The 20,943-nt window shown below is 62.9% G+C and carries 16 protein-coding genes and 4 pseudogenes; 3 read left to right on the forward strand and 17 right to left on the reverse strand.

Translation table 11 applies throughout. The features are described 5' to 3' along the window. Positions 1-3: 3 nt before the first annotated feature. Both AB5975_20445 and AB5975_20450 read right to left on the reverse strand, forming a co-directional pair. The gene (locus AB5975_20445; protein ID XDR18927.1) at positions 4-1,158 is read right to left on the reverse strand and encodes a cysteine desulfurase family protein; all 1,155 of its coding nucleotides are present in this window, start codon (positions 1,156-1,158) and stop codon (positions 4-6) included. A 194-nt stretch (positions 1,159-1,352) separates the two neighbouring features. Further along, on the reverse strand, positions 1,353-2,279 hold the full coding sequence (locus tag AB5975_20450) for a LysR family transcriptional regulator (protein ID XDR18928.1): 927 nt from the start codon (positions 2,277-2,279) through the stop codon (positions 1,353-1,355). Between the two features lie 140 nt (positions 2,280-2,419). Between AB5975_20450 and AB5975_20455 the strand changes: the two genes are divergently transcribed. Then, on the forward strand, positions 2,420-3,649 hold the full coding sequence (locus AB5975_20455) for an acyl-CoA dehydrogenase (GenBank protein XDR18929.1): 1,230 nt from the start codon (positions 2,420-2,422) through the stop codon (positions 3,647-3,649). Positions 3,650-3,707: 58 nt separating this feature from the next. Here the strand turns inward: AB5975_20455 and AB5975_20460 are convergent, their stop codons facing one another. The 8 genes and pseudogenes from AB5975_20460 to ribBA all read right to left on the reverse strand — a co-directional run bounded on the left by AB5975_20460 (position 3,708) and on the right by ribBA (position 13,250). Next, positions 3,708-5,006, reverse strand: coding sequence for an SPFH domain-containing protein (locus AB5975_20460; protein XDR23005.1), 1,299 nt, complete (start codon positions 5,004-5,006; stop codon positions 3,708-3,710). Positions 5,007-5,200: 194 nt separating this feature from the next. After that, a complete protein-coding gene (locus AB5975_20465; protein XDR18930.1) occupies positions 5,201-6,265 on the reverse strand; it encodes a TerC family protein in 1,065 nt (354 codons plus the stop codon). A gap of 166 nt (positions 6,266-6,431) precedes the next feature. Continuing rightward, complete coding sequence (locus AB5975_20470; GenBank protein XDR18931.1) at positions 6,432-7,739, reverse strand: substrate-binding domain-containing protein; 1,308 nt, start codon at positions 7,737-7,739, stop codon at positions 6,432-6,434. A gap of 113 nt (positions 7,740-7,852) precedes the next feature. Continuing rightward, positions 7,853-9,001 (reverse strand): ABC transporter ATP-binding protein, encoded by a 1,149-nt coding sequence (locus AB5975_20475; GenBank protein XDR18932.1) that lies wholly within the window; start codon positions 8,999-9,001, stop codon positions 7,853-7,855. A 17-nt stretch (positions 9,002-9,018) separates the two neighbouring features. Then, a complete protein-coding gene (locus AB5975_20480; protein ID XDR18933.1) occupies positions 9,019-9,825 on the reverse strand; it encodes an ABC transporter permease in 807 nt (268 codons plus the stop codon). Between the two features lie 6 nt (positions 9,826-9,831). Next, the gene (locus AB5975_20485) at positions 9,832-10,749 is read right to left on the reverse strand and encodes an ABC transporter permease (GenBank protein ID XDR18934.1); all 918 of its coding nucleotides are present in this window, start codon (positions 10,747-10,749) and stop codon (positions 9,832-9,834) included. Continuing rightward, positions 10,746-11,770 (reverse strand): annotated as a pseudogene (locus tag AB5975_20490) (ABC transporter substrate-binding protein). The gene AB5975_20485 and the pseudogene AB5975_20490 overlap by 4 nt, the downstream one beginning before the upstream one ends. Before the next feature lie 356 nt (positions 11,771-12,126). Continuing rightward, positions 12,127-13,250: pseudogene (ribBA, locus tag AB5975_20495) on the reverse strand (bifunctional 3,4-dihydroxy-2-butanone-4-phosphate synthase/GTP cyclohydrolase II). Between the two features lie 78 nt (positions 13,251-13,328). Here ribBA and AB5975_20500 point away from each other — a divergent pair. Further along, positions 13,329-13,622: a DUF1330 domain-containing protein gene (locus AB5975_20500; GenBank protein ID XDR18935.1), complete on the forward strand. Its 294-nt coding sequence runs from the start codon at positions 13,329-13,331 to the stop codon at positions 13,620-13,622. A 64-nt stretch (positions 13,623-13,686) separates the two neighbouring features. Here the strand turns inward: AB5975_20500 and AB5975_20505 are convergent, their stop codons facing one another. Next, a complete protein-coding gene (locus AB5975_20505) occupies positions 13,687-14,706 on the reverse strand; it encodes an alpha/beta hydrolase (GenBank protein ID XDR18936.1) in 1,020 nt (339 codons plus the stop codon). 146 nt (positions 14,707-14,852) lie between these two features. Here AB5975_20505 and AB5975_20510 point away from each other — a divergent pair, with 146 nt between their 5' ends. Then, positions 14,853-15,737 carry a LysR family transcriptional regulator gene (locus tag AB5975_20510; protein ID XDR18937.1) on the forward strand — a complete coding sequence of 295 codons (885 nt, stop codon included), beginning with the start codon at positions 14,853-14,855 and terminating at the stop codon, positions 15,735-15,737. A 7-nt stretch (positions 15,738-15,744) separates the two neighbouring features. Here the strand turns inward: AB5975_20510 and AB5975_20515 are convergent, their stop codons facing one another. The 6 genes and pseudogenes from AB5975_20515 to AB5975_20540 form a co-directional block, all read right to left on the reverse strand. After that, on the reverse strand, positions 15,745-17,007 hold the full coding sequence (locus tag AB5975_20515) for a class I SAM-dependent methyltransferase (protein ID XDR18938.1): 1,263 nt from the start codon (positions 17,005-17,007) through the stop codon (positions 15,745-15,747). Then, positions 16,982-17,794, reverse strand: coding sequence for a DUF1365 domain-containing protein (locus AB5975_20520; protein ID XDR18939.1), 813 nt, complete (start codon positions 17,792-17,794; stop codon positions 16,982-16,984). The genes AB5975_20515 and AB5975_20520 overlap by 26 nt, the downstream gene beginning before the upstream one ends. After that, on the reverse strand, positions 17,791-19,038 hold the full coding sequence (locus AB5975_20525) for an NAD(P)/FAD-dependent oxidoreductase (GenBank protein XDR18940.1): 1,248 nt from the start codon (positions 19,036-19,038) through the stop codon (positions 17,791-17,793). The genes AB5975_20520 and AB5975_20525 overlap by 4 nt, the downstream gene beginning before the upstream one ends. Before the next feature lie 3 nt (positions 19,039-19,041). After that, positions 19,042-19,793, reverse strand: a pseudogene (locus AB5975_20530) (SDR family NAD(P)-dependent oxidoreductase). Then, complete coding sequence (locus tag AB5975_20535) at positions 19,790-20,212, reverse strand: nuclear transport factor 2 family protein (GenBank protein ID XDR18941.1); 423 nt, start codon at positions 20,210-20,212, stop codon at positions 19,790-19,792. Before AB5975_20535 ends, AB5975_20530 begins: the two are co-directional and overlap by 4 nt. Positions 20,213-20,364: 152 nt before the next feature. Continuing rightward, positions 20,365-20,940 (reverse strand): annotated as a pseudogene (locus AB5975_20540) (sarcosine oxidase subunit gamma). Positions 20,941-20,943: the final 3 nt, after the last annotated feature.

Genomic DNA, 20,943 nt, shown 5'->3' on the forward strand with positions numbered 1-20,943 from the left:
TGTTCACCACAGCGCCGCCGATGCCGTTGTCAGCACCCGGCCGAACACTTCGACAGCCTTGTCCACTTCAGCGTCGGTGCTGAAGCGGCCGATGCTCAAGCGCACGCTATTGCGTGCCTGGCGCTCATCCAGCCCCAGTGCCAGCAGCACATGGGAGGCGGCGTTACTCGCCGAGTTGCAGGCCGAGGTGGTCGACAAGGCCAGCTCGCTGGCCAGTGCCGCACTGTTGAAGCCCTTGCTGTCGATGCACAGGTTCAGCGTATGGGGTATGCGGTGGGTGACGCAACCGTTCAGGGTGACGCCGGGTAAAGCCAGCAGGCCTTCACGCAGACGTGCAGCCAGTTGCTCCAGGCGCTGGTGCTCGCTGTCACCAGGCTGGCCGGCCAGGGCAAAGGCGCTGCCCATGCCAGCAATCTGATGGGTCGCCAGGGTGCCGGAGCGCAGGCCCTGTTCATGGCCGCCGCCGTGCATCTGCGCGCGCATCAGCGTACGGGCGCGTGGCCCGACATACAGCGCGCCGATGCCTTTTGGCCCATAGACCTTGTGCGCCGAGAATGACATCAAGTCCACGCTCATCGCATTCAGGTCGATGACCAGCTTGCCCACAGCTTGCGCGGCGTCTACGTGCAACAGGGCACCGTGGGCACGCACCTGCTCGCCAATTGCGGCAACGTCGGTGACCGTGCCCAGTTCGTTGTTGACCGCCATCAGCGATACCAGGCGGGTATCGGCGCGCAATGCTGCCTGCACGCTGGCGGGCTGGATCAGGCCGGCGGCATCCGGCGCCAGGCGGGTAACGGCCCAGCCTTGGCGCTCCAGTTCGGCCACCGTGTCGAGCACGGCCTTATGCTCCAGCTGGCTGGTGATCAGGTGGCCGGGCTGGCCGATGCCTTGGGCAATGCCTTTGAGTGCCAAGTTGTTGGACTCGGTCGCGCCCGAGGTCCACACCAGGTTTTCGGCCTGCGCGCCGACGCGCTCGGCCACTTGTTGGCGAGCCTGCTGCACGGTGTGACGGGCGGCTTGGCCGAAGGCGTGGCCACTGGACGCCGGGTTGCCGAAGTTGGCTTGGTTACCCAGGCAGGCGAGCATGGTTTCGATGACCCGGTCGTCGACTGGGGTAGTGGCGGCGTAATCGAAGTAGAGTGGGGCGCTAGGCATTGGGGCGGGTCCGTGTCAGTTGCCATGAAATCGGCGATCGTTGACCTAAGCGTACCCGCCAGCTGTGAGATATTTTTCGCTTCCCACCGCTGTCTTCTCGATCCCGATAAAAAAAATTTCCCCGCGGCATTGGTTTTGTAGGATTTTTTTCTTCAGTTGGCGAAGCGTTGCAATCGGCCCCGCGCTAGCGACCTTCAGGCAGGGTCCAGAGCCTTCTCTTCCTCCGCCACCACGCGCTCGCATAACTCGGTGATCTGCTCGCGCATCCAACGGTTGGCAGGGTCCTGGTCGGTACTTTCATGCCAGTAAAGGTGCGTCTCCAGCGCTGGCACCTCTACCGGCAATGGCTGGTAACGCAACTGATGGCGGCGGGCAAAGCGCTCGGGAACGGTCATTGCCATGTCAGTCTGCTGCAACACCTGCGAGGCCATCAGGTAATGCTGCGAACGCAGGGCGACCTTGCGCTGCACACCCATCTTGCCCAGCGCCAGGTCGACATAGCCCAGGCCGTTGCGGCGGCTGGAGATATGGATATGGGTCATGCCCAGGTAGCTGTCGAGGGTCAGCTTGCTATCGGCCAGCGGATGGCCCTGGCGCAGGGCGCAGACATAACGGTCCTGCATCAGCTTGACGTGGCGCACTTGCGGGTCGGTGTTCAGGGGGGCGTCGATGGCGAAATCCAGGCGGCCGGCGGCGAGTTCCTTGGTGGTCTCGCGGCGCTTGCACAGAAAGCTCTCGATCAGCACCGCTGGCGCCAGGCGGCGCAGGCGCTGGAACAACGGCGGCAGAATGACCGCTTCGGTCAGGTCGGTCATGCTGATGCGGAAGGTCTTGTTGGCCTGTTGCGGGTTGAAAATGCGGCTTTCCTGCACCGACGTGCGCAATAGCGCCAAGGCATTGCGCACCGGGCCGATGATGTTCTGCGCCATGGGCGTGGGCACCATGCCTTGCGCGGTGCGCACGAACAGCGGGTCGTTGAAGGTTTCGCGCAGCCGTGACAGGGCGTTGGACACCGCCGGCTGGGTAATGCCGACAATTTGCCCGGCGCGGGTCAGGTTGGCTTCGGTGTAGATCGCATCGAACACGATGAACAGGTTGAGGTCGACCTTGCTGAGGTTCATGGGCGCCGCTCTTTGTTGGAATTATCGGTCGATCATATATCGGTTATGAATGTTTATACACGCGGAAAATAGACTAGGTGGATTGGTCCGCGCTGCTCTAGGCTCTGGCCCATGTACTCCGAACCGTGAAGGTAGCCCCGATGGATTTCGCCTATTCGCCCAAGGTCCAGGCACTGCGCGAGCGCGTCAGCGCGTTTATGGACGCTTATGTCTACCCCGCCGAAGCGGTGTTCGAGCGCCAGGTCGCCGAGGGCGACCGCTGGCAGCCGACCGCTATCATGGAAGAACTCAAGGCCAAGGCCCGCGCCGAAGGGCTGTGGAACCTGTTCCTCCCAGAGTCGGAATATGGCGCCGGCCTGAGCAACCTGGAATACGCCCCGTTGGCGGAGATCATGGGCCGTTCGTTGCTCGGGCCAGAGCCGTTCAACTGCTCGGCACCGGACACCGGCAACATGGAAGTGCTGGTGCGCTATGGCAGCGAGGCGCAAAAACGCCAGTGGCTGGAGCCGTTGCTGCGCGGCGAGATCCGCTCGGCGTTCGCCATGACCGAGCCAGACGTGGCCTCTTCGGACGCCACCAACATGGCTGCCACCGCCGTGCGTGACGGTGACGAATGGGTGATCAACGGCCGCAAGTGGTGGACCTCCGGCGCCTGCGACCCGCGCTGCAAAGTCATGATCTTCATGGGCCTGTCCGACCCTGAAGGGCCACGCCACCAGCAGCATTCGATGGTGCTGGTGCCCACCGATGCACTAGGCGTGAAGATCGTTCGCCCGCTGCCGGTGTTCGGTTATGACGATGCACCCCATGGCCATGCCGAAGTCCTGTTCGAGAACGTGCGGGTGCCGTACGAAAACGTAATCCTTGGCGAAGGGCGCGGCTTCGAAATCGCCCAGGGCCGCCTGGGGCCTGGCCGCATCCACCACTGCATGCGTTCGATCGGCATGGCCGAGCGCGCGCTGGAGCTGATGTGCAAACGCTCGGTCGAGCGCACCGCCTTCGGCCGGCCACTGGCACGCCTGGGCGGCAACGTCGACAAGATCGCCGACTCGCGCATGGAAATCGACATGGCCCGGCTGCTGACGCTCAAGGCGGCCTACATGATGGACACCGTCGGCAACAAAGTCGCCCGCAGCGAGATCGCGCAGATCAAGGTGGTGGCACCGAACGTTGCCTTGAAGGTAATCGACAGGGCGATCCAGATACATGGTGGGGCAGGGGTGAGCGGCGATTTCCCGCTGGCCTACATGTACGCCATGCAGCGCACCTTGCGCCTGGCCGACGGGCCGGATGAAGTGCACCGGGCGGCGATTGGCAAGTATGAAATTGGCAAGTATGTGCCGGTGGAACTGTTGCGTAGCGGGCGCTAATTCGGTGAGCCTGTGCCGACCGCTTCGCGGTTTTACCCGCGAAGCGGTCGGTAAAGCTTCATTGAGTTTTCAGGTCCACTACCAGGTCTTTGGCGGCTTTCGTCGCCAGTACACTCATGAGCTTGCTCATTTCATCCTGTCGCCCGATCCCTGGTTCGGTGCCCCCCATCATGACACTCGGCACCGGTGCCTTTGCTGCTGCCTCTGCCCACGCTCGATTGATCTGCACCAGCGCATCCAGTTTGGTTTGCAGGGCACCGTCCGCCTTGAGCGAGGCTTCACGGGCGTAGGCTTCGGCATCGGCTGTGATCTTGGTCGCTTCTGCCGTTACACGCGCTTTGTCCCGAAGCAGCTCGGCTGTCTGCTTGTCGATCTCGGCGCGCCGTTTCTCCCGCTCTGCGTTGATCAGCGCAAGCTGTTTTTCGGTTTCGGCCTCGGTAGTACGCTCAATCTGTTGGCGTAGACTCTCCTGGCGTTTGGCTTCGACGTCCTTGGCGCCGCGTGCAGAAACCAGTTCCTTCTCTTCTTCCTCCTTGAGCCTGTTTTGCCGGGCCACGGCAAGCTCCGCCAGTGCTTGCTGCACCCGCACCATGCGTTGCTGGTACTGCGGATTGGGGTCGATATGGGTGACCCGAGCATCCACCACCTCAACGCCGAATAGGCGAAATTGTTGCAGCTTGCGCAGTTCCTGGCCGTTCTTGTCGAGCTTCTTCTCAATGATGAAACGCGTTGCACTGTTGTCGCCAAAACTACCCTGTTCGGTACCGGCCTGCAGAATCGCAGTTTGAGCAGGATAATTGTCGCGCTGAACGCGAATTTCCTTGCGGCTTGTCAAGTACAGGCCGTTGCGCAACTGATTTTCGAACTCGGCACCGAAGTGGCTGCGGTTGCCGGCGTAATAGTCGTCTGCGCTCATCAGGGAGGCTGTGGCTTGCAGCGTTTCCTTGACTGCCGGCAACAGTGCACGTTGCAGGAAATTGTCAGGCGTGCGGTATTCCTGGGCAATCTTCAGAAATGCCTCCCCTGAAGGAAGGCGAAACTGGCTACTGAACTCGGCTTTGGCATCGACGTTGCCCCGAAAAACGATAGGCAGGTTTTCCAGCGTGATCGAGGGATGTCCGCTGCGGGTATCTTCCGGGTTGTCCATGCGCAAGGAGGACTGAACGCCGATGGTACGTCGCCAAGCTGTACTGCGGCCGAACCACTTGGTGGCGTAGCCTACGTCCTCGACTACTTTCTCCTCGCCGAAAATCGTACGAACGTGGGTCATCTGGCCTGCTTCGTTGTAGAAGAATACGTTGTTGAATATTGCTGCCAGGGCGCCGAACGCGAGAACTGGGATGGCAATGGCGGCAATTTGCTTGCGGTTGACACGTAATTGAGGGAGGTCGGGAATGGGCAGTTTTTGCACGGGGCACTCCTTGTGCGGAAAGGCCCATCCTGGTTAATTCAGCCCCGTGATCACAATCAGACGAACCGAATTCCTTATGTAGGAATAATCACTGCGGTAGCTAGGAAGAATCCAATTTGATTCGGCCCCACAACAGCCATTCACGCCCGCAATTGCGGGTCGTCCTTCTTTTTTCCCAGGTTGTTCTGCCCCGTCGAATCCTGCGACGGCTGGATACTCTCGACCGCCACGTTCTGCCCCCGCGTCTTGATCAACGAAACCACCACCCCACCCAGCAACAGCCCGAACGTCACCCCCAGCGACAGCAACGCCGGCACCTTGCCCACCATGCCGTGGTAGAAGATTTTGCAGCCAATGAAGATCAGCACCAGCGCCAGTGCGTACTTGAGATAAACGAAGCGGTGCATCAACGCCGACAACGCGAAGTACAGCGAGCGCAGCCCCAAAATGGCAAAGATGTTAGAGGTGTAGACAATGAACGGGTCCTGGGTAATGGCGAAAATCGCTGGCACGCTGTCGACCGCAAACACTAGATCGGCAAGTTCGATCAGTACCAGCGCCAGGAACAATGGGGTGGCATAACGCAGCGCCTTGCTGTGCCCAGGCGGGGTCTGGCGGATGAAGAAGTGCGAGCCATGGATCTGGTCGGTGACCCGCATGTGCCGGCGCACGAACTTGATGATCGGGTTGTTGGCCAGGTCCGGGTGGCTGTCTTCCTTGGACAGCGCCATCTTCACCCCGGTAAACAGCAGGAAGGCACCGAAGATGTACAGCACCCAGGCAAAGTTCTGCACCAACGCCGCGCCTACGCCGATCATGATCGCCCGCAGCAACACCACCCCCAGGATGCCCCAGAACAACACGCGGTGCTGGTAGCGGCGGGGGATGGCAAAGTAGCTGAAGATCATTGCCATGACGAACACGTTGTCCATCGACAGCGACTGCTCGACCAGGAAACCGGTGTAGAACTCCAGTGCCGACTGCGCGCCCAACTGGTACCAGACCCCGGCGCCGAACAGCACGCCGACGCTGAAGTAGCCTGAATACAGCAGCAGGCTTTCGCGCATTTCGATTTCCCGGTCGTGGCGGTGCAGCACGCCCAGGTCGAGTACCAGCAAACCGATGACGATGGCCATGAACACCAGCCACAACCAGGCGCTGGTACCGAGGAACGGGGTGGTGAGAAATGCTTGCAGAGCTGTCATGAGCCCCTCCTTGAATGTCGACGTTGCTTGGCAACAGTGATCCGACATGGCGGCTTGGCAGCCGTCAGAGGGGCCCGGTATCACATGATTTTGAGCCTAGACCCGTTTACCAGTGATGCCGAACAGGGAGCTGTTACATTTCTTTGCCAGGGCTCGGATCTGGCCTTCAATACACCCACACCTCGACCCGTCGGTTACGTAACCGTCCTTGCTCCAGCTCATTGCCGGCCACGGGTAGTTCATCGCCCATCCCAGTCACCTCCAGCACCTCCACACCATCGCGCGCCAGCTCGCGCCGCACTGCTTGCGCGCGCAGGCGTGAGAGCAGGGCCGCGCGCCCGGGTGTCTCCTTGGGGTCGCCAAACCCCACCAGCACCGCCTTGCTCTGCAACTTGCCAGCCTGGCGCAGGTACTCGGCTACCCGCTGCACATCGCGCAGGGCCTTGTTGTCGAGGCTGGCGCTGCCTTCCTGGAAGCGAAAGTTCACGCTCAGCCGCTGCGCCTGCTGGGCGAGGGTGCGATAGCGCGGCGGCATATCAGACTGGGGAGGGACAGGTTGAGCCTTGATCTGCTGCGAAACGAAACCCTGCTGGGCGACGATCGCCTGGCCCGCGGGGCTTTGGGCGAAATCGGCCAGGGCCTTGGACTGGGGCTTGGGGTTGGCCGGCAGGTAGAAGTACAGGCGCCGCGATAGCGGGTAGTCTTCGCTGGCCACCAGTGCGCGTTCAGGCAGCATGGCCGGTGCGTCGCCCTCGGCCACTGCCAGCACCTTGGCCCCGTGCACGGCGGCCAGGCTGCTGAAGCCGATGGCCTGGCGGTCGGCACCTACCTGGGCCGCCAGTTCGTCACTGGACTCGAAGCGCTTGGCCTTGGGCGACAGTTCGCTGTGCAGAGGTTCCAGCACCAGTGCCTTGAAGGTCTCGAAAGTACCGGAACGGTCATCACGGGCATACAGGTGAATGGCCCCGCCAGAAACACCTAATTGTTCCCAGCGCTGGATCTGCCCGGAGAAAATCTGCGCCAGTTGTTTTGTGGTGAGCTGCGGCAGTGGGTTGTCGGGGTGGACGATGACCGCGACGCCATCCAGGCCGATGACTTGTTCAGCGCTGGCAGCACGCAGGTCGCCCAGGGCCTGCAGCTGGCGCACTTCACTGTCGTTGATCGGCCGCGATGCCGCTGCCAGGTCGGCCTCGCCCCGGCCCAGGGCAACGAAGCCGGTGCTGGAGCCGTGGGCGGCGATGTCCACGCGCACGGGCTGCCCATGCGCATCGCGCGCACTGATCACGGTTTCATTGGGCAGTTTGCCCGGCTGTTGCGCGATGGCGCTGGCTTGCTGCGCGCGCAATTGCCCCTGCACCAGCGCCGGCAGCAAGGCCGCACCAATCGTGTTGGAACCTTGCACGCGCAGGTGCTGGGGCTCGGCCAAGGTCGCAAGCGGTAGCAGGATAAGCAGCAAGACAAGCAGGCGGGGCATGCCGGATGGCCCTGTGGCATAGAGTTGGCCGGCAGATTACGACAGTGGCGTGATGATAATGTGACAGTCCGTAGGGGAGGGCTTTGCCCCTCCCTTCTCGGTGGCTGGCGAACTCAATGCGCCCCGGCAGACTTGCTCAAATCGCTCTCGGCCCACTCGGTATAGATGCACGCATCCGCCACTGCCCAACGCACCTTTACGCTGTCGCCCGGCTGCATCGGCATGCCTGCGGCTGACAGCGCCTTCACCGTCAGCTCGGTACCCCCTGCAGTCACCACATGGCAGGTTTGGCTCTCACCCAGGAACAGCACCTCGCCAACCTTGGCGCTGACCTCGTTCCAGCCCGCTGGCAGTGGCGCGCGCGCAGCCTGTTCGGCGGTCAGGGCCAGGGCCTTCTCCGGGCGCACCATGATCAGTGCATCTTGCGAGGCGGCCAGCCCTGGGGTCAGGCGAATGGCTACCGGCTGCCCCTCGAAACTGCCTGCGCCATTGCTGCTGGCCTTGATCCGCAGGAAGTTGGAGTTGCCCAGGAACGAAGCGACAAAGGCATTCGGCGGGTTTTGGTACAGGTCGTAACCGGTGCCCAGGCCGACGATCTTGCCGTGGCTGAAAATGGCGATGCGCTGGGACAGGCGCATGGCTTCTTCCTGGTCGTGGGTGACGTAGACGATGGTAATGCCCAGTCGGCGGTGCAACTGACGCAGTTCGTCCTGCAGGTCTTCTCGCAGCTTTTTGTCCAGCGCGCCGAGCGGCTCGTCCATCAGCAGGATACGCGGTTCGTACACCAGCGCCCGGGCAATCGCCACGCGCTGCTGCTGGCCGCCAGACATTTGCGAAGGTTTACGGTGGGCGAACTTCTCCAGTTGCACCAGCTTGAGCATGGCGTCGACGCGCTTGGCCGTCTCGGCAGCGCCGAGCTTGCGAATGGCCAGCGGGAAGGCGATGTTGTCGCGCACGTTCAGGTGCGGGAACAGCGAATAGCGCTGGAACACCATGCCGATGTCACGCTTGTGTGGTGGTACGTTGACCAGCGATTGGCCGTCGACCAGGATCTCGCCACTGCTGGGTGTTTCGAAGCCGGCCAGCATCGACAGGGTGGTGGACTTGCCCGAGCCGCTGGAGCCGAGGAAGGTCAGGAACTCGCCGTCCTGGATCTCCAGGTCGAGGTTGTCCACGGCGGTGAAGTCGCCGTAGTGCTTGTTCAGGCCGCGCAGGCTGACCAGGGTCTTGCCGTGCGCGTTGTCTTTGATCACTGCACTCATTGTTGTTTTCTCCGCGCTCAGGCGTTTTCGGTGCGCCGGCGCAAGGCGGCGGCAATGAACATGACAAGCAGCGACAGGCCGATCAGCAGGGTCGAGGCCACGGCAATGACCGGGCTGAGGTCCTGGCGCAGGGTGGTCCACATCTTCACCGGCAGGGTCTGCAGGTCGGGGCTGGCCATCATCACGCTCAGCACCACTTCATCCCACGACACCAGGAAGGCGAACAGGCCGCCGGCGATCATGCCGGGGCGGATGGCCGGGAAGGTGACCTTGAAGATCGCCTGCAGGCGCGAGGCACCGCAGATCACCGCGGCATCTTCAATCGACTGGTCGAACAGCTTCAGCGAGTTGATGATGGAAATGATGGTAAAGGGCAGGGCGACGATCACGTGGCTGACCACGAAGGCGAACAGCGTGCCGGTGTAGCCAAGTTTGAGAAACAGCGCATACACCGCCACGGCAATGATCACCAGCGGCACGATCATCGGCATGGTGAACAGCCCGTACAGCAGTTCGCGGCCCGGGAAGCGGCCACGCACCAGGGCGAACGCGCTGGGCAGGCCCAGCAGTACGGCGGCGAGGGTGGTCAGCACGGCCACCTTCAGGCTGGCCAGCGCAGCGTCCATCCACTCCGGGTTGGAGAAGAACTGGCCGTACCACTTGAAGGTCCAGCCTGGCGGCGGGAATACCAGCCACTGGGACGAGCCGAACGACAGCAGCACGATGAACACGACCGGCAGCAGCAGGAAGGCCGCGATGACCCCGGTGGTCAGGTACAGGCCCGTACGCAGCGGGCGACCCATGGCATTGGGAGACAGAAGCATGGCGGTTTACCTCGCGTTGCCAACCGGGGATTCCGGCTGCAGCTTCAGGTACAGGTAGAAGAGCACCAGGGTGATCGCCACCAGCAGTGCGGCGGCGGCGCTGGCCAGGCCCCAGTTGAGGAATGACTGCACCTGCTGGATGATGAATTCGGGCAGCATCATGTTCTGTGCACCGCCCAGCAGCGCCGGGGTGACGTAGTAACCGAGCGACATCACGAACACCATCAGCGCGCCGGAGAACAGCCCCGAGCGACACAGCGGCAGAAATACCTTCCAGAAGTTGGTCCACGGGCTGGCGCCACAGATGGAGCCCGCCTGCAGCACCATCGGGTCGATGGCGTGCATGGTCGCCTGCAGCGGCAGCACGATGAACGGGATCATGATGTAGCTCATGCCGATCACCACGCCGGTGAGGTTGTGCACCATTTCCAGCGGGGCATCGATGATGCCCATGGCCATCAGCGCCTTGTTGATCACCCCCGAGCTCTGCAGCAGCACCAACCATGAGTAGGTGCGTGCCAGCAGGCTGGTCCACATCGACAGCAATACGATGTTCAGCAGCCAGCGGCCCCAGCCCTTGGGCACCAGGGTGATCGCCCAGGCCAGCGGGAAGCCCAGCAGTACGCTGATCAGGGTGACCACGCCAGCCACCGAGAAGGTGTTGAACAGTACCCGTGCGTAGGCCGAGTTGGCGAACAGTTGCTCGTAGTTGCCCAGCCCAGGGGTTGGCTCAAGCACCCCGCGCAGCAACAGGCCGACCAGCGGGGCGAAGAAGAACAGGCCAAGGAACAGCAGGGCCGGCAGCAGGTTGCGGCTGCCTTTCCAGCGCTGGCTCAGGCTGGCGCGGCGGGGGGCGGTGCCCGGCGCGCCGGCACCCGTGGGGGCACCTTGCGCGTTATGCAGGGCATTGATGGCGACTTTCATTTGACCAACCACTCATTCCAGCGGGCCGCGATGGCTTGACCGTTCTTGGCCCAGTAGGCGAAGTCGAGGGTGACCTGGTCCTGGGCGTAGGCTGTTGGCAGGTTCGGCGCGAGGTCTTTGTCCAGCTTGGCCACGCTGTCGACGTTGACCGGCGCGTAGGCGGTCTTGTTGGCGAACTCGGCCTGGCCTTCGGCGCTGCTGGCGTTGGCCAGGAACTTCATGGCCGCATCCTTGTTCTTGGCGCCTTTGGGAATGACCAGGAAGTCGGCCATGACCAGGTTCTGCTTCCAGCTCACGCCCACCGGTGCGCCATCTTGCTGCAGGGCATAGACGCGGCCGTTCCAGAACTGGCCAAGCGAGGCTTCACCCGAGGCCAGCAGCTGTTGCGACTGGGCACCGCCGCCCCACCAGACGATGTCTTTCTTGATGGTGTCGAGCTTCTTGAAGGCGCGGTCCAGGTCCAGCGGGTACAGCTTGTCTGGGGCTACGCCGTCGGCCAGCAGGGCCAGTTCCAGCACGCCGGGGCTCGGCCACTTGTACAGGGCACGTTTGCCGGGGTAGGTCTTAGTGTCGAACAGCGCGGTCCAGTCCACCGGTTTGTTGGCACCGAGCTTGCCTTCGTTGTAGCCGAGTACGAAGGAGAAGAAGAACGAGCCGACGCCGTGGTCGGAGACGAACCGCGGGTCGATCTTGTCGCGCTTTATCTGGTTGAAATCGAGGGGTTCGAGCAGGCCTTCGCTGGCGGCACGCAGGGCAAAGTCGGCTTCGACGTCAACCACATCCCACTGCACGTTGCCGCTCTCGACCATGGCCTTGAGCTTGCCGTAGTCGGTGGGGCCGTCCTGCACGACCTTGATGTCGGTGGCTTTGCTGAACGGTACGGCCCACGCTTCTTCTGGGCGTCCTGGGTGGTACCGCCCCAGCTGACGAAGTTCAGGCTGTCGGCGGCCTGGGCGGCCTGACATGCCAGGGTCAGCAGGCTGGCGGACAGCACTGCGGTTACACGTTTGCTCAACAGCATGGTTACGCCCTCGTTGCTTTTGTTATTCGAGGCGGGGCTTGTGGTGCGCCCGCCAACAGTGTTCGGGGAGCAGCAAAAACAAAGTGTCCGGGTGGCCGTTTTTAAGTGTAGGTGCCGGCCTGCAGATTTAAGGTCTACGGGATATCATATTATGGTATTCCAAACTTTTGGCAAGAGGTGTGAGGCGACCGGCCATCACTCCGACCTCTTCAATTTGTCGCGGTCTGCTTTTGTAGGAGCGGCCTTGTGTCGCGAAAGGGCCGTGAAGCGGCCCCAGGATTTCAGCAGATGCACAGATTGCTGGGGCCGCTCTGCGGCCCTTTCGCGACACAAGGCCGCTCCTACAAGGGGTGGTGTCAGCTTGGAAGACCTGGCTCGAACGGGATGCTCTGCACCACTTCCAGCTCATATCCCGCCAGGCCCGCGTATTTCAGCGGTGGCCCCAGGTGACGCAGTTTGCCAACGCCAAGGTCCTGCAGAATCTGCGCGCCGGTGCCCACCTCGGAATACACCTTCGACTGCCCACGCTGGTAAGGCCGTACCGGCTGAGTCAACTGCGGTATGCGTTCAAGCAATGCCTGGGAGGACTCATGGTTGGCCAGGATTACCACCACGCCAGCACCTTCCTCGGCCACCTTCTGCAACGCCGCCCACAGCGTCCAGTTGGCCGGGCCTGCATATTCAGCACCGACCAGGTCGCGCAGTGGGTCGATTACGTGCACCCGCACCAAGGTCGGTTGTTCGCGACGGATGCCGCCCATGACCATGGCCATGTGCACACCACCTTCGATGCGGTCTTCATAGCTGACCAGGCGGAAGATGCCATGCACGGTCGGCAGCTCGCGTTCGCCGATGCGCTTGATGGTCTGCTCGGTGCTCAGGCGGTAGTGGATCAGGTCGGCAATGGTGCCGATCTTGATGCCATGCTGGGCAGCGAACACTTCCAGGTCCGGGCGGCGGGCCATGGTGCCGTCGTCGTTGAGCACTTCGACGATCACCGAAGCCGGGCTGAAGCCTGCCAGCCGTGCCAGGTCGCAGCCGGCTTCGGTATGGCCGGCGCGGGTCAGCACGCCGCCTTCGCGGGCGCGCAGGGGGAAAATGTGGCCCGGTTGCACCAGGTCTTCGGGGCGCGCGTTGGGGGCCATGGCCGCTGCCACGGTGCGCGCCCGGTCGGCAGCGGAAATACCGGTGGTGACACCCGTGGCCGCCTCGATCGACACGGTGAACGCGGTGCTGAAGACGCTGCCGTTAGCCGGTACCATCTGCTCCAGGCCCAGGCGCTGGCAGTGCTCGTCGGTCAAGGTCAGGCAGATCAGCCCACGCGCTTGGCGGGCCATGAAGTTGATGGCCTGGGCGTCGCAACGCTCGGCGGCGATCAACAGGTCGCCTTCGTTTTCCCGGTCCTCGTCATCCACCAGCAGGACCATCTTGCCTTGCCGGTAGTCCTCGAGAGAAGTTCCTCGATGGTGTTGAAAGCCATGTTGCACGCTCACTGTGGTGGGGTGATTATTATGGTATACCATCATACATAAATATCGCCTTAAGAGGAGAGCAGCAGATGAAGGCTTACTGGATCGCCCATGTGGACGTGACCGACCCCGAGCAATACCAGCAGTACACCCAGCGTGCCCCGGCTGCCTTCAAGGCGTTCGGCGGCCGCTTCCTGGCCCGTGGTGGGCGCAGCGAGGCGATGGAAGGGCGGTCTACCCCCCAGCGTAGCGTGGTGATCGAGTTCGATTCGTACGAGCAGGCGGTGGCGTGTTACCGGTCCGAGTTGTACCAGCAAGCGTGCAGCCATCGCCAAGGTGTGGCGAAGGCCGAAGTGATCATTGTCGAAGGGTTCGAGCCTTGAGTGATGGTCTCACGGCTCTCCCGGACCGGCAGGGCACCAGGCCCTGCCGCATGGGTGGATAAGGTTATTGAAGGTGTACTTTCAGTTCACCGGCCGCCTGGCGCATCGCCGCCTTCACTGCCGGCACCTGGCTCAGTGGGTTGAGCAGCCCATAGTCATGGATCATGCCGTTGTAGCGCACTGAGGTAACCGTCACACCGGCAGCATTCAGCTTGCGGGCATAAGCCTCACCTTCATCACGCAACACATCGAACTCAGCCGTTTGTACCAGTGCTGGCGGCAAGCCTTTGAGCTGCTCAGTGCTGGCCCGCAGCGGCGATGCGTAGACCTGCGCACGGGCACTGGTATCGGAGGTGTAGCTGTCCCAGAACCACTTCATCATCCCTGTGGTCAGGAAGTGCCCTTCGGCAAATTGCTTGTACGAGGCAGTCTCGAAACTCGCATCGGTCACCGGCCACAGCAGCAGCTGGAAGCGCAGCGCAGGGGTGCCGGCCTCTTTGGCTTTCAGCGCCACGACTGCCGCCATGTTGCCGCCGACGCTGTTGCCGGCCACGGCCAGGCGCTTGCCGTCCACGCCGATCGCCTTGCCATGCTCGGCCACCCAGCGGGTCGCGGCGTAGGCCTGGTTGATGGCCGTCGGGTAGTGCGCTTCCGGCGATGGGGTGTAGTCCACGTAGACCGCCACCGCACCCGAGCCGACTACCAGGTCGCGGATCAGCCGCTGGTGGGTGGGGAAGTCGCCCAGCACCCAGCCGCCACCGTGGAAGAACATGAACACTGGCAGGTCACCCTTCGCGTTGGCCGGGCGCACTACTTGCAGCTTGATCGACTCGCCATTGGCCTGGATGGTGCGCTCCTTTACCTCGATGCCCGAAAGGTCGACCTTGACCGAGGCCTGAGCGCCGGTCAGCACTGCGCGGGCGTCTGTTGGGCTGAGTTGCTCCAGCGGCTTGCCACCCCCTTTTTCCAGGGCTTCGAGGAAGGCCTGAGTGTGTTGTTCGACACCAGGGCTGCCAGCGGCGAAGGCGCTGGAAACGGACAGGGCCAAGAGGGAGGCGGTGAGGGCCTTGTGGACAATGTTCATGAGCGAATCCTTTTCTATGCAAGTGGTGGTAGTGGGCGTCTTGCCTGGCCTGCTGGGCCATCGCTGCGACTTGTGCGTAGATTAGGCAGGTGCACTTGCAGGAAAAAGCCGCTATAAAGCGTTTGACTGTCACTATGAGCGAGACAATGAACCCTTACGAAGACATGCGGATCTTCGCCCAGGTCATGGAGGCTGGCAGTTTCACCGCCGCCGCCGACCGCCTGGGCATGTCGAAGCAATCGGTCAGCCGACGCCTGATGCAGCTCGAGGAGCGCCTTGGCGTTCGCCTGCTCAACCGCTCCACCCGGCGCCTGGATGCCACACCGCTGGGCCAGCACTACTACCAGTCGGCCTTGCGCTTGTTGGGTGAGGTGCAGCAGGTAGAGCACGACATCAGCGGCCAGGCCCAGGCCTTGCGCGGCACCTTGCGCCTGAGTGCGCCGCTGTCGTTCGCCATGTCGCACCTGGGTTGCCTGCTGACCGAGTTTCTTCAACTGCACCCGCAAGTAGATGTAGAGGTGGACCTCAGCGACCGCGCCGTGGACCTGATCGGCGAGGGCTACGACCTGGCGCTGCGCATTGGCGCGCTGGAGGACTCCAGCCTGATTGCGCGGCGTATTGCCAATGTCGAGCGCGTCTACTGCGCGAGTCCGGCATACCTGCAGGCGCGGGCAGTACCAGTAATACCGGAGGATCTGGCCGGGCATGACTGCCTGCCCTATGGGCATTCGCGACAGGTGCAGTGGCAGTTTCGCCAGGGCGGCAAGGCGCAGGCGATTCAGGTGACAGGGCGCATGCGTGCCAACAACGGCGAGTTGCTCAGGGATGCGGCCATCGCCGGCATGGGGGTGACCTACCTGCCGACCTTCATCGTTGGCCAGGCGTTGGCGGATGGGCGGCTGGTGAGTGTGCTTGAAGAATGGACGCCGCCGGCGTTGCAGTTATCAGCGGTGTATCCGCAGCACCGGCAGGTAGCGCGGCCGGTGCAGGGTTTTGTCGACTTCTTGCGTGAGCGGTTGGTGCAACTATAGGTTTACCTCAGCACAGGGCCAGCAGTGGTGCCTTGCGCGCCTGTGGCCCGGCCCAGAGCAGTTGCGCCACGCCGATGGTGCGTTCTTCGAAACCGCCCTGGCAATAGCACAGGTAGAACTCCCACAAGCGCTGAAAGGTATCGTCATACCCCAGCATCGTTAGTTCCGAGCGCGCCAGGCGCAGGTTGTCGCGCCAATGGCGCAGCGTGCGCGCGTAGTCCTGGCCGAAATCCTCCAGGTGTACCAGGTTCAGCGCGGTCTGGCGGCTGGCGGTGTCCAGCAGCACGCTCAGCGAAGGCAAGGCGCCGCCGGGGAAAATATAGCGCTGGATAAAATCCACCGAGCGCCTGGCCTGGGCGTAGCGCTGGTCGCGGATGGTGATGGCTTGCACCAGCATCAGGCCATCATCCTTGAGCAGCGACGCGCACTGGCGAAAGTAGGTCGGCAGGTAGCGGTGGCCGACAGCTTCGATCATTTCGATCGATACCAGCTTGTCGAAGCGCCCGCGCAGGTCGCGATAGTCCTCGAGCAGTACGGTGATGCGCTGCTCCAGGCCCAGGGCCTTGACCCGCTGCAGGGTATGGGCGTACTGCGCCGCCGAGAGCGTGGCGGTGGTGACCCGGCAGCCATGCTGCAGTGCGGCGTGGATGGCCAGGCTGCCCCAGCCGCTGCCGATCTCCAGCAGATGGTCGTCGGGCTTGAGTTCAAGTTTCTGGCAGATGCGTCGCAGCTTGCTGGTCTGGGCCTGCTCCAGGGTTTGCCCGGGGCTGTCGAACTGCGCAGCGGAGTACATCATGGTGGGGTCCAGCAGGCGCTCGAACAGGTCATTGCCCAGGTCGTAATGCGCCAGGATATTGCGCCGCGCGCCGCGCCGGCTGTTGCGGTTGAGGCGGTGCAGCAGGCGCAGGGCCGGGCGCGCCAGGCGTGCCAGGCCGCCCTCCATGGCATCGAGAACATCCAGGTTGGCAACGAACAACCGGGTGACAGCTGCCAGGTCCGAGCTGCGCCAGTAGCCGTGAATATAGCCTTCTCCGGCACCAATCGAACCATTGCCGGCGACCAGGCCCCAGGCGGCGTCATCAATCACTTCCACTTCCGCGTAAAGCGGGCTGGCAACGTCGCCGAACGTCCATTGCTGGCCTTGGCAGATCAGGCGCAGGTTGCCGTGGCGCAGTTGGCGCAACTGCGCGAGCACTGCGCGCCTGGCCAGGCCGCCGAGCAGCGGGGCAATGCTTGCCGATTTGCTAACGCTCAGGGTCGGTTCGGGCATGGTCGGGCTCCTCGCGGGCAGGTTGGCCGAATGCCAGGTCGTGCTGGCTGGCGATATGGTCATGTAGAGGGGTACGTTTCAGCAGCAGGCGCAGGGCCTGCCAGTAAATGCCGGAGAGGGTGCGCAGGCTCATCCACGGAAAGCTCAGGATGTGCCGCTGCAAGGCCGCGCGGTCCAGCGGCTGACGTTGCAGCGCCAGGTCGGCTTCGAACACCTTGTGCCCGGCGCGCCAGTTCTGCATGTGGATGCGCACCCGCTGTGCATCGAGGGCGAACTGCAGGTGGTAGTCCATGTTCAGTGGCATGAACGGCGAGACATGGAAGGCTTTGGCCAGGGTAAATGTCTGGCTCAGGCCATCGTTCACGGGCAGTACATAGTGGAAACGTTCACGCCAGGGGGTGTTGCGCACTTCCAGCAAAATAGCCGCGAGCTGGCCTTGCCGGTCATGGCAGAAATAGACACTCACTGGGTTGAACGACAGCCCCCAGCAGCGCGGTTGGGTCAGCAGGTGCACGGCGCCTTCGGGTGCTTGGCCGATAGCCTGACCGACCATCAGCCGTGCGGCCTCGGCCAGTGGTCTGCCCTGGCGGGTCAGCGCCGGCAGATAGTCGGTTTCACGCCAGCACAGTGGGGCCAGCCGGGAGCTCCCAAGCCAGCGGGACAGGCGCAGGAGCTGGGGTTGTTCGTTGAGATCCAGGTAAAACATGCCAACCCGGTAACGAAACGCATGGTAGCGTGGGCTCAGCCGCCGGTGGCTCAGCCAGCCCTGGCACAGGTTGCTGTTCACAACTGTTCTCCAAAGTGCTGGGCGACGTTCAGCGCGCTTAGCACCCCGTCTTCGTGAAAACCATTGCCCCAGTAGGCGCCGCAGTAATAACTGTGCAAACGCCCCTGCAGTTCGCCCTGCCGAGCCTGTGCCGTCAGAGCGTCAAGGCTGTACTGCGGGTGGGCATACTCGAAGCGGGCAAGTATCTGTGCAGGGTCCACCTGCGCGGTCTGGTTGAGGCTTACGCAGAACGTGGCCGGCGCCTTGATGCCCTGAAGGATGTTCATGTTGTAGGTGAGTGCGGCTGGCGCCTGCGCGTTGCCGCCCAGGCGGTAGTTCCAGCTGGCCCAGGCCCTGCGCCGTTGTGGCAGCAGGCGCGTGTCGGTGTGCAGCACCACGTCGTTGCTGGCGTAGTGGATGGCACCCAGGATGGCGCGCTCATGTTCGCTTGGCGGTGCCAGCAGGGCCAGTGCCTGGTCGCTGTGACAGGCAAATACCACCTTGTCGAATCGCTCATTACCGCTGTCCCAGGTAACCGTCACGCCGAGGTCGTCACGTTTTACCTGATGCACCGGGCAGCTCAGCCGGATGCGTTCGGCAAAGGGCTGGCACAGAGGCCTGAGGTACGCGCGTGAGCCTGCGTCGACAACCTGCCATTGCGGGCGATGGTTGACCGACAGCAAGCCGTGGTTGTTACAGAACCGCACGAAAAACTGCAACGGGAAGCCCAGCATATCGGCCGGCGACATCGACCAGATCGCTGAGCCCATCGGCACGATGTAATGGTCGATGAAGCGCCGCCCATAGCCTTGGGCATGCAGATAACTGCCCAGCGTGGTGGCGCTCTCGATCCGTTGCTGGTTCAGGTCGGCGGTGGCCTCGCGGTTGAAGCGCAGCACATCGCGCAGCATTCCCCAGAATGGCGGGGACAGCAGGTTGCGCCGCTGGGCAAACAGCGTGACCAGGTCGTGGCCGTTGTACTCGAACCCCGTGCGCGGGTCATGCACCGAAAAGCTCATCTCGGTGGGGCGCGAGGCGACACCCAGATGCTTGAGCAGGCGGATGAAGTGCGGGTAGGTCCAGTCGTTGAAGACGATGAAACCGGTATCTATCGAGTAGCCTTGGCCCTGCCACTGCACATCGACGGTATGGGTATGCCCGCCGACCCGGTTCGCGGCCTCGAACACCGTGACCTCGTTACGACGTGACAGCAGGTGGGCACAGGTGAGGCCGGCAATACCGCTACCGATGATGGCGATACGCATGGGTCAGCCCTGTGGTTGGCGCGCCAGGCGGCGGCCCAGCTTAAGGCGCCAGCGCGCCGGCAATGCACCTAGCAGGCGCAGCACCAGGGTGAAGGTGGCGGGGAAGGCTATTTCCAGCGGGCGGTGTGGCAGGCGCGCGATGATATGGGCGGCGGCGCGCTCGGCGCTCCACAGCTGGGGCATAGGGAAGTCGTTGCGGCGGGTCAGTGGCGTGTCGACGAAGCCGGGGCAGACCAAGGTGACATCGATGCCTTCGCCGACCAGGTCGATGCGCAGGGACTCGACCAGGTACCGCAATGCCGCTTTGGAGGCACCATAGGCACCCGCACGCGGCAATGCCAGCCAGCTCACCGAGCTGCCCATGACCACCAGGTGTGGCCGCTGGCCGTGGCGCAGCAAGGGCAGGGCGGCGGCAAGGCATAAGCTGGTGCCGGTCAGGTTGGTGCGTATCACTCGGTCGATCAGGGCAGGGTCGAAGTGCCCAGGCTCCAGGTACTCGCAAGTGCCCGCATTGAGAATCACTTGGTCCAGTGCGCCCAGGCGTGCTCGATCTGCTCGGCGATTCGCGCCACTTGCCCAGGTTGATCGATATCGCCGACTGCCAGCAGTACCTGGTCCGGAAACCGTTCGGCCAGTGCTGTCAGCTTGTCTGCCCGGCGTGCGCCCAACGCTACCTGGTGGCCTTGTTCCAGCAGGTGCAACGCCAGCGCGGCACCCATGCCACTGCTGGCACCGGTCAGCCAGCAACGGCTCATGCCAGCCTGCCTTTGAGCCAGCGAATCGCGCTGCCCATGATCGGCAGATGTTCGTACAGCAGGGCGCCGGCGTCGAAGTAGTCCTGGTGAAAATACACCCGCTCATGCCAGCGCAGGTGGCTGCAGCCTTGCAGGCTGATCAGTTGCCCGCTGGCCAGTTGCGGGTGGCGATAGTGCAACGTCCAGCGAATGTAGCCATGGCCCGGCTGTAGTTCGTCGGTGCCCTCGAAGCGGTAGTGGCAGTCGGAAACCTTAGCGTATAGCTGGGCGAAATAAGCCCGCAGCGCGGGAAGCCCGGTGAACTGGTGCAAGGGGTCGCGGAAGGCGACGTCTTCGCTGTACAGGTCACCCAACAGGTCGAGGTTGTGCGTATCCAGCGTGGCAAAGCGTTCGGCGAAGGATTGCAGGTAGGTGGACATGCACAATACCTGTACAAAATTAATTTGTTGTACAAGGTATAGTGCAGGTCTCTGGATAAATCTATACAGAAGAAAATTTTTGTACAGTTTTCGCGCGGCGCTCGATCTCCCAGGCGCCAAAAATCATGCGGCGAACACCCCCCGCTAGACCATCCCCCACCAAACTCACCCATGGCATCCAGCACCGCCTCGCACACATACGCCAGCGAAGCCCGATCAAACAGCAGCTGCAACGCCGGCCGCTCATCACTGCCTACATTCAGCACAATCATATTGATCCGCGCCACCGAGGTCTGCGCCACCGTCCCAACCGGAAACGCCCCGGCACGCAGATCCACCCCGCACAACTTGGCCATCACCGCGCTGCCATGCACCCCCGACAGTTGTAGCCAGGCATGGCTGTCCTGGCGCGGCAGCAGGTAATTGCGCTGGGCATCCTGCACCCACTCGGCCTCTACACCCGCCACCCGTGCGCCATCGTCGGCCAGGCTGCCCAGCAGCAGGTACTCGGCCTGCGACAATCGCGCCACCCAGCTTCCATCATGCTGACGCACGGCCTGGTTCGGCTGCGTGGGCAAACGGTATCCACGTTGCTGAAGGTAGGCGGCGCTGTCTGCGCCGCGAAATCCAACCCGCGCCAACGCAGTCAAGTCAGTCAACGCACAGGTGTGCAGCAGTTCGGCTCGCGGGTTGCGAGGGATAAACGCTTCGGCTTGCAAACGGGTCATGGC

The organism is Pseudomonas putida (assembly GCA_041071465.1).
GTDB lineage: Bacteria > Pseudomonadota > Gammaproteobacteria > Pseudomonadales > Pseudomonadaceae > Aquipseudomonas > Aquipseudomonas putida_P.

Excerpts from the sequence above, each read along its gene's own strand:
- AB5975_20455 (XDR18929.1), top strand. The coding sequence starts at position 2,420 with ATGGATTTCGCCTATTCGCCCAAGGTCCAGGCACTGCGCGAGCGCGTC.
- AB5975_20485 (XDR18934.1), bottom strand. The coding sequence starts at position 10,749 with ATGAAAGTCGCCATCAATGCCCTGCATAACGCGCAAGGTGCCCCCACG.
- AB5975_20465 (XDR18930.1), bottom strand. The coding sequence starts at position 6,265 with ATGACAGCTCTGCAAGCATTTCTCACCACCCCGTTCCTCGGTACCAGC.
- AB5975_20480 (XDR18933.1), bottom strand. The coding sequence starts at position 9,825 with ATGCTTCTGTCTCCCAATGCCATGGGTCGCCCGCTGCGTACGGGCCTG.
- AB5975_20515 (XDR18938.1), bottom strand. The coding sequence starts at position 17,007 with ATGCCCGAACCGACCCTGAGCGTTAGCAAATCGGCAAGCATTGCCCCG.
- AB5975_20445 (XDR18927.1), bottom strand. The coding sequence starts at position 1,158 with ATGCCTAGCGCCCCACTCTACTTCGATTACGCCGCCACTACCCCAGTC.
- AB5975_20500 (XDR18935.1), top strand. The coding sequence starts at position 13,329 with ATGAAGGCTTACTGGATCGCCCATGTGGACGTGACCGACCCCGAGCAA.
- AB5975_20525 (XDR18940.1), bottom strand. The coding sequence starts at position 19,038 with ATGCGTATCGCCATCATCGGTAGCGGTATTGCCGGCCTCACCTGTGCC.
- AB5975_20475 (XDR18932.1), bottom strand. The coding sequence starts at position 9,001 with ATGAGTGCAGTGATCAAAGACAACGCGCACGGCAAGACCCTGGTCAGC.
- AB5975_20450 (XDR18928.1), bottom strand. The coding sequence starts at position 2,279 with ATGAACCTCAGCAAGGTCGACCTCAACCTGTTCATCGTGTTCGATGCG.
- AB5975_20535 (XDR18941.1), bottom strand. The coding sequence starts at position 20,212 with ATGTCCACCTACCTGCAATCCTTCGCCGAACGCTTTGCCACGCTGGAT.
- AB5975_20510 (XDR18937.1), top strand. The coding sequence starts at position 14,853 with ATGAACCCTTACGAAGACATGCGGATCTTCGCCCAGGTCATGGAGGCT.
- AB5975_20470 (XDR18931.1), bottom strand. The coding sequence starts at position 7,739 with ATGCCCCGCCTGCTTGTCTTGCTGCTTATCCTGCTACCGCTTGCGACC.
- AB5975_20505 (XDR18936.1), bottom strand. The coding sequence starts at position 14,706 with ATGAACATTGTCCACAAGGCCCTCACCGCCTCCCTCTTGGCCCTGTCC.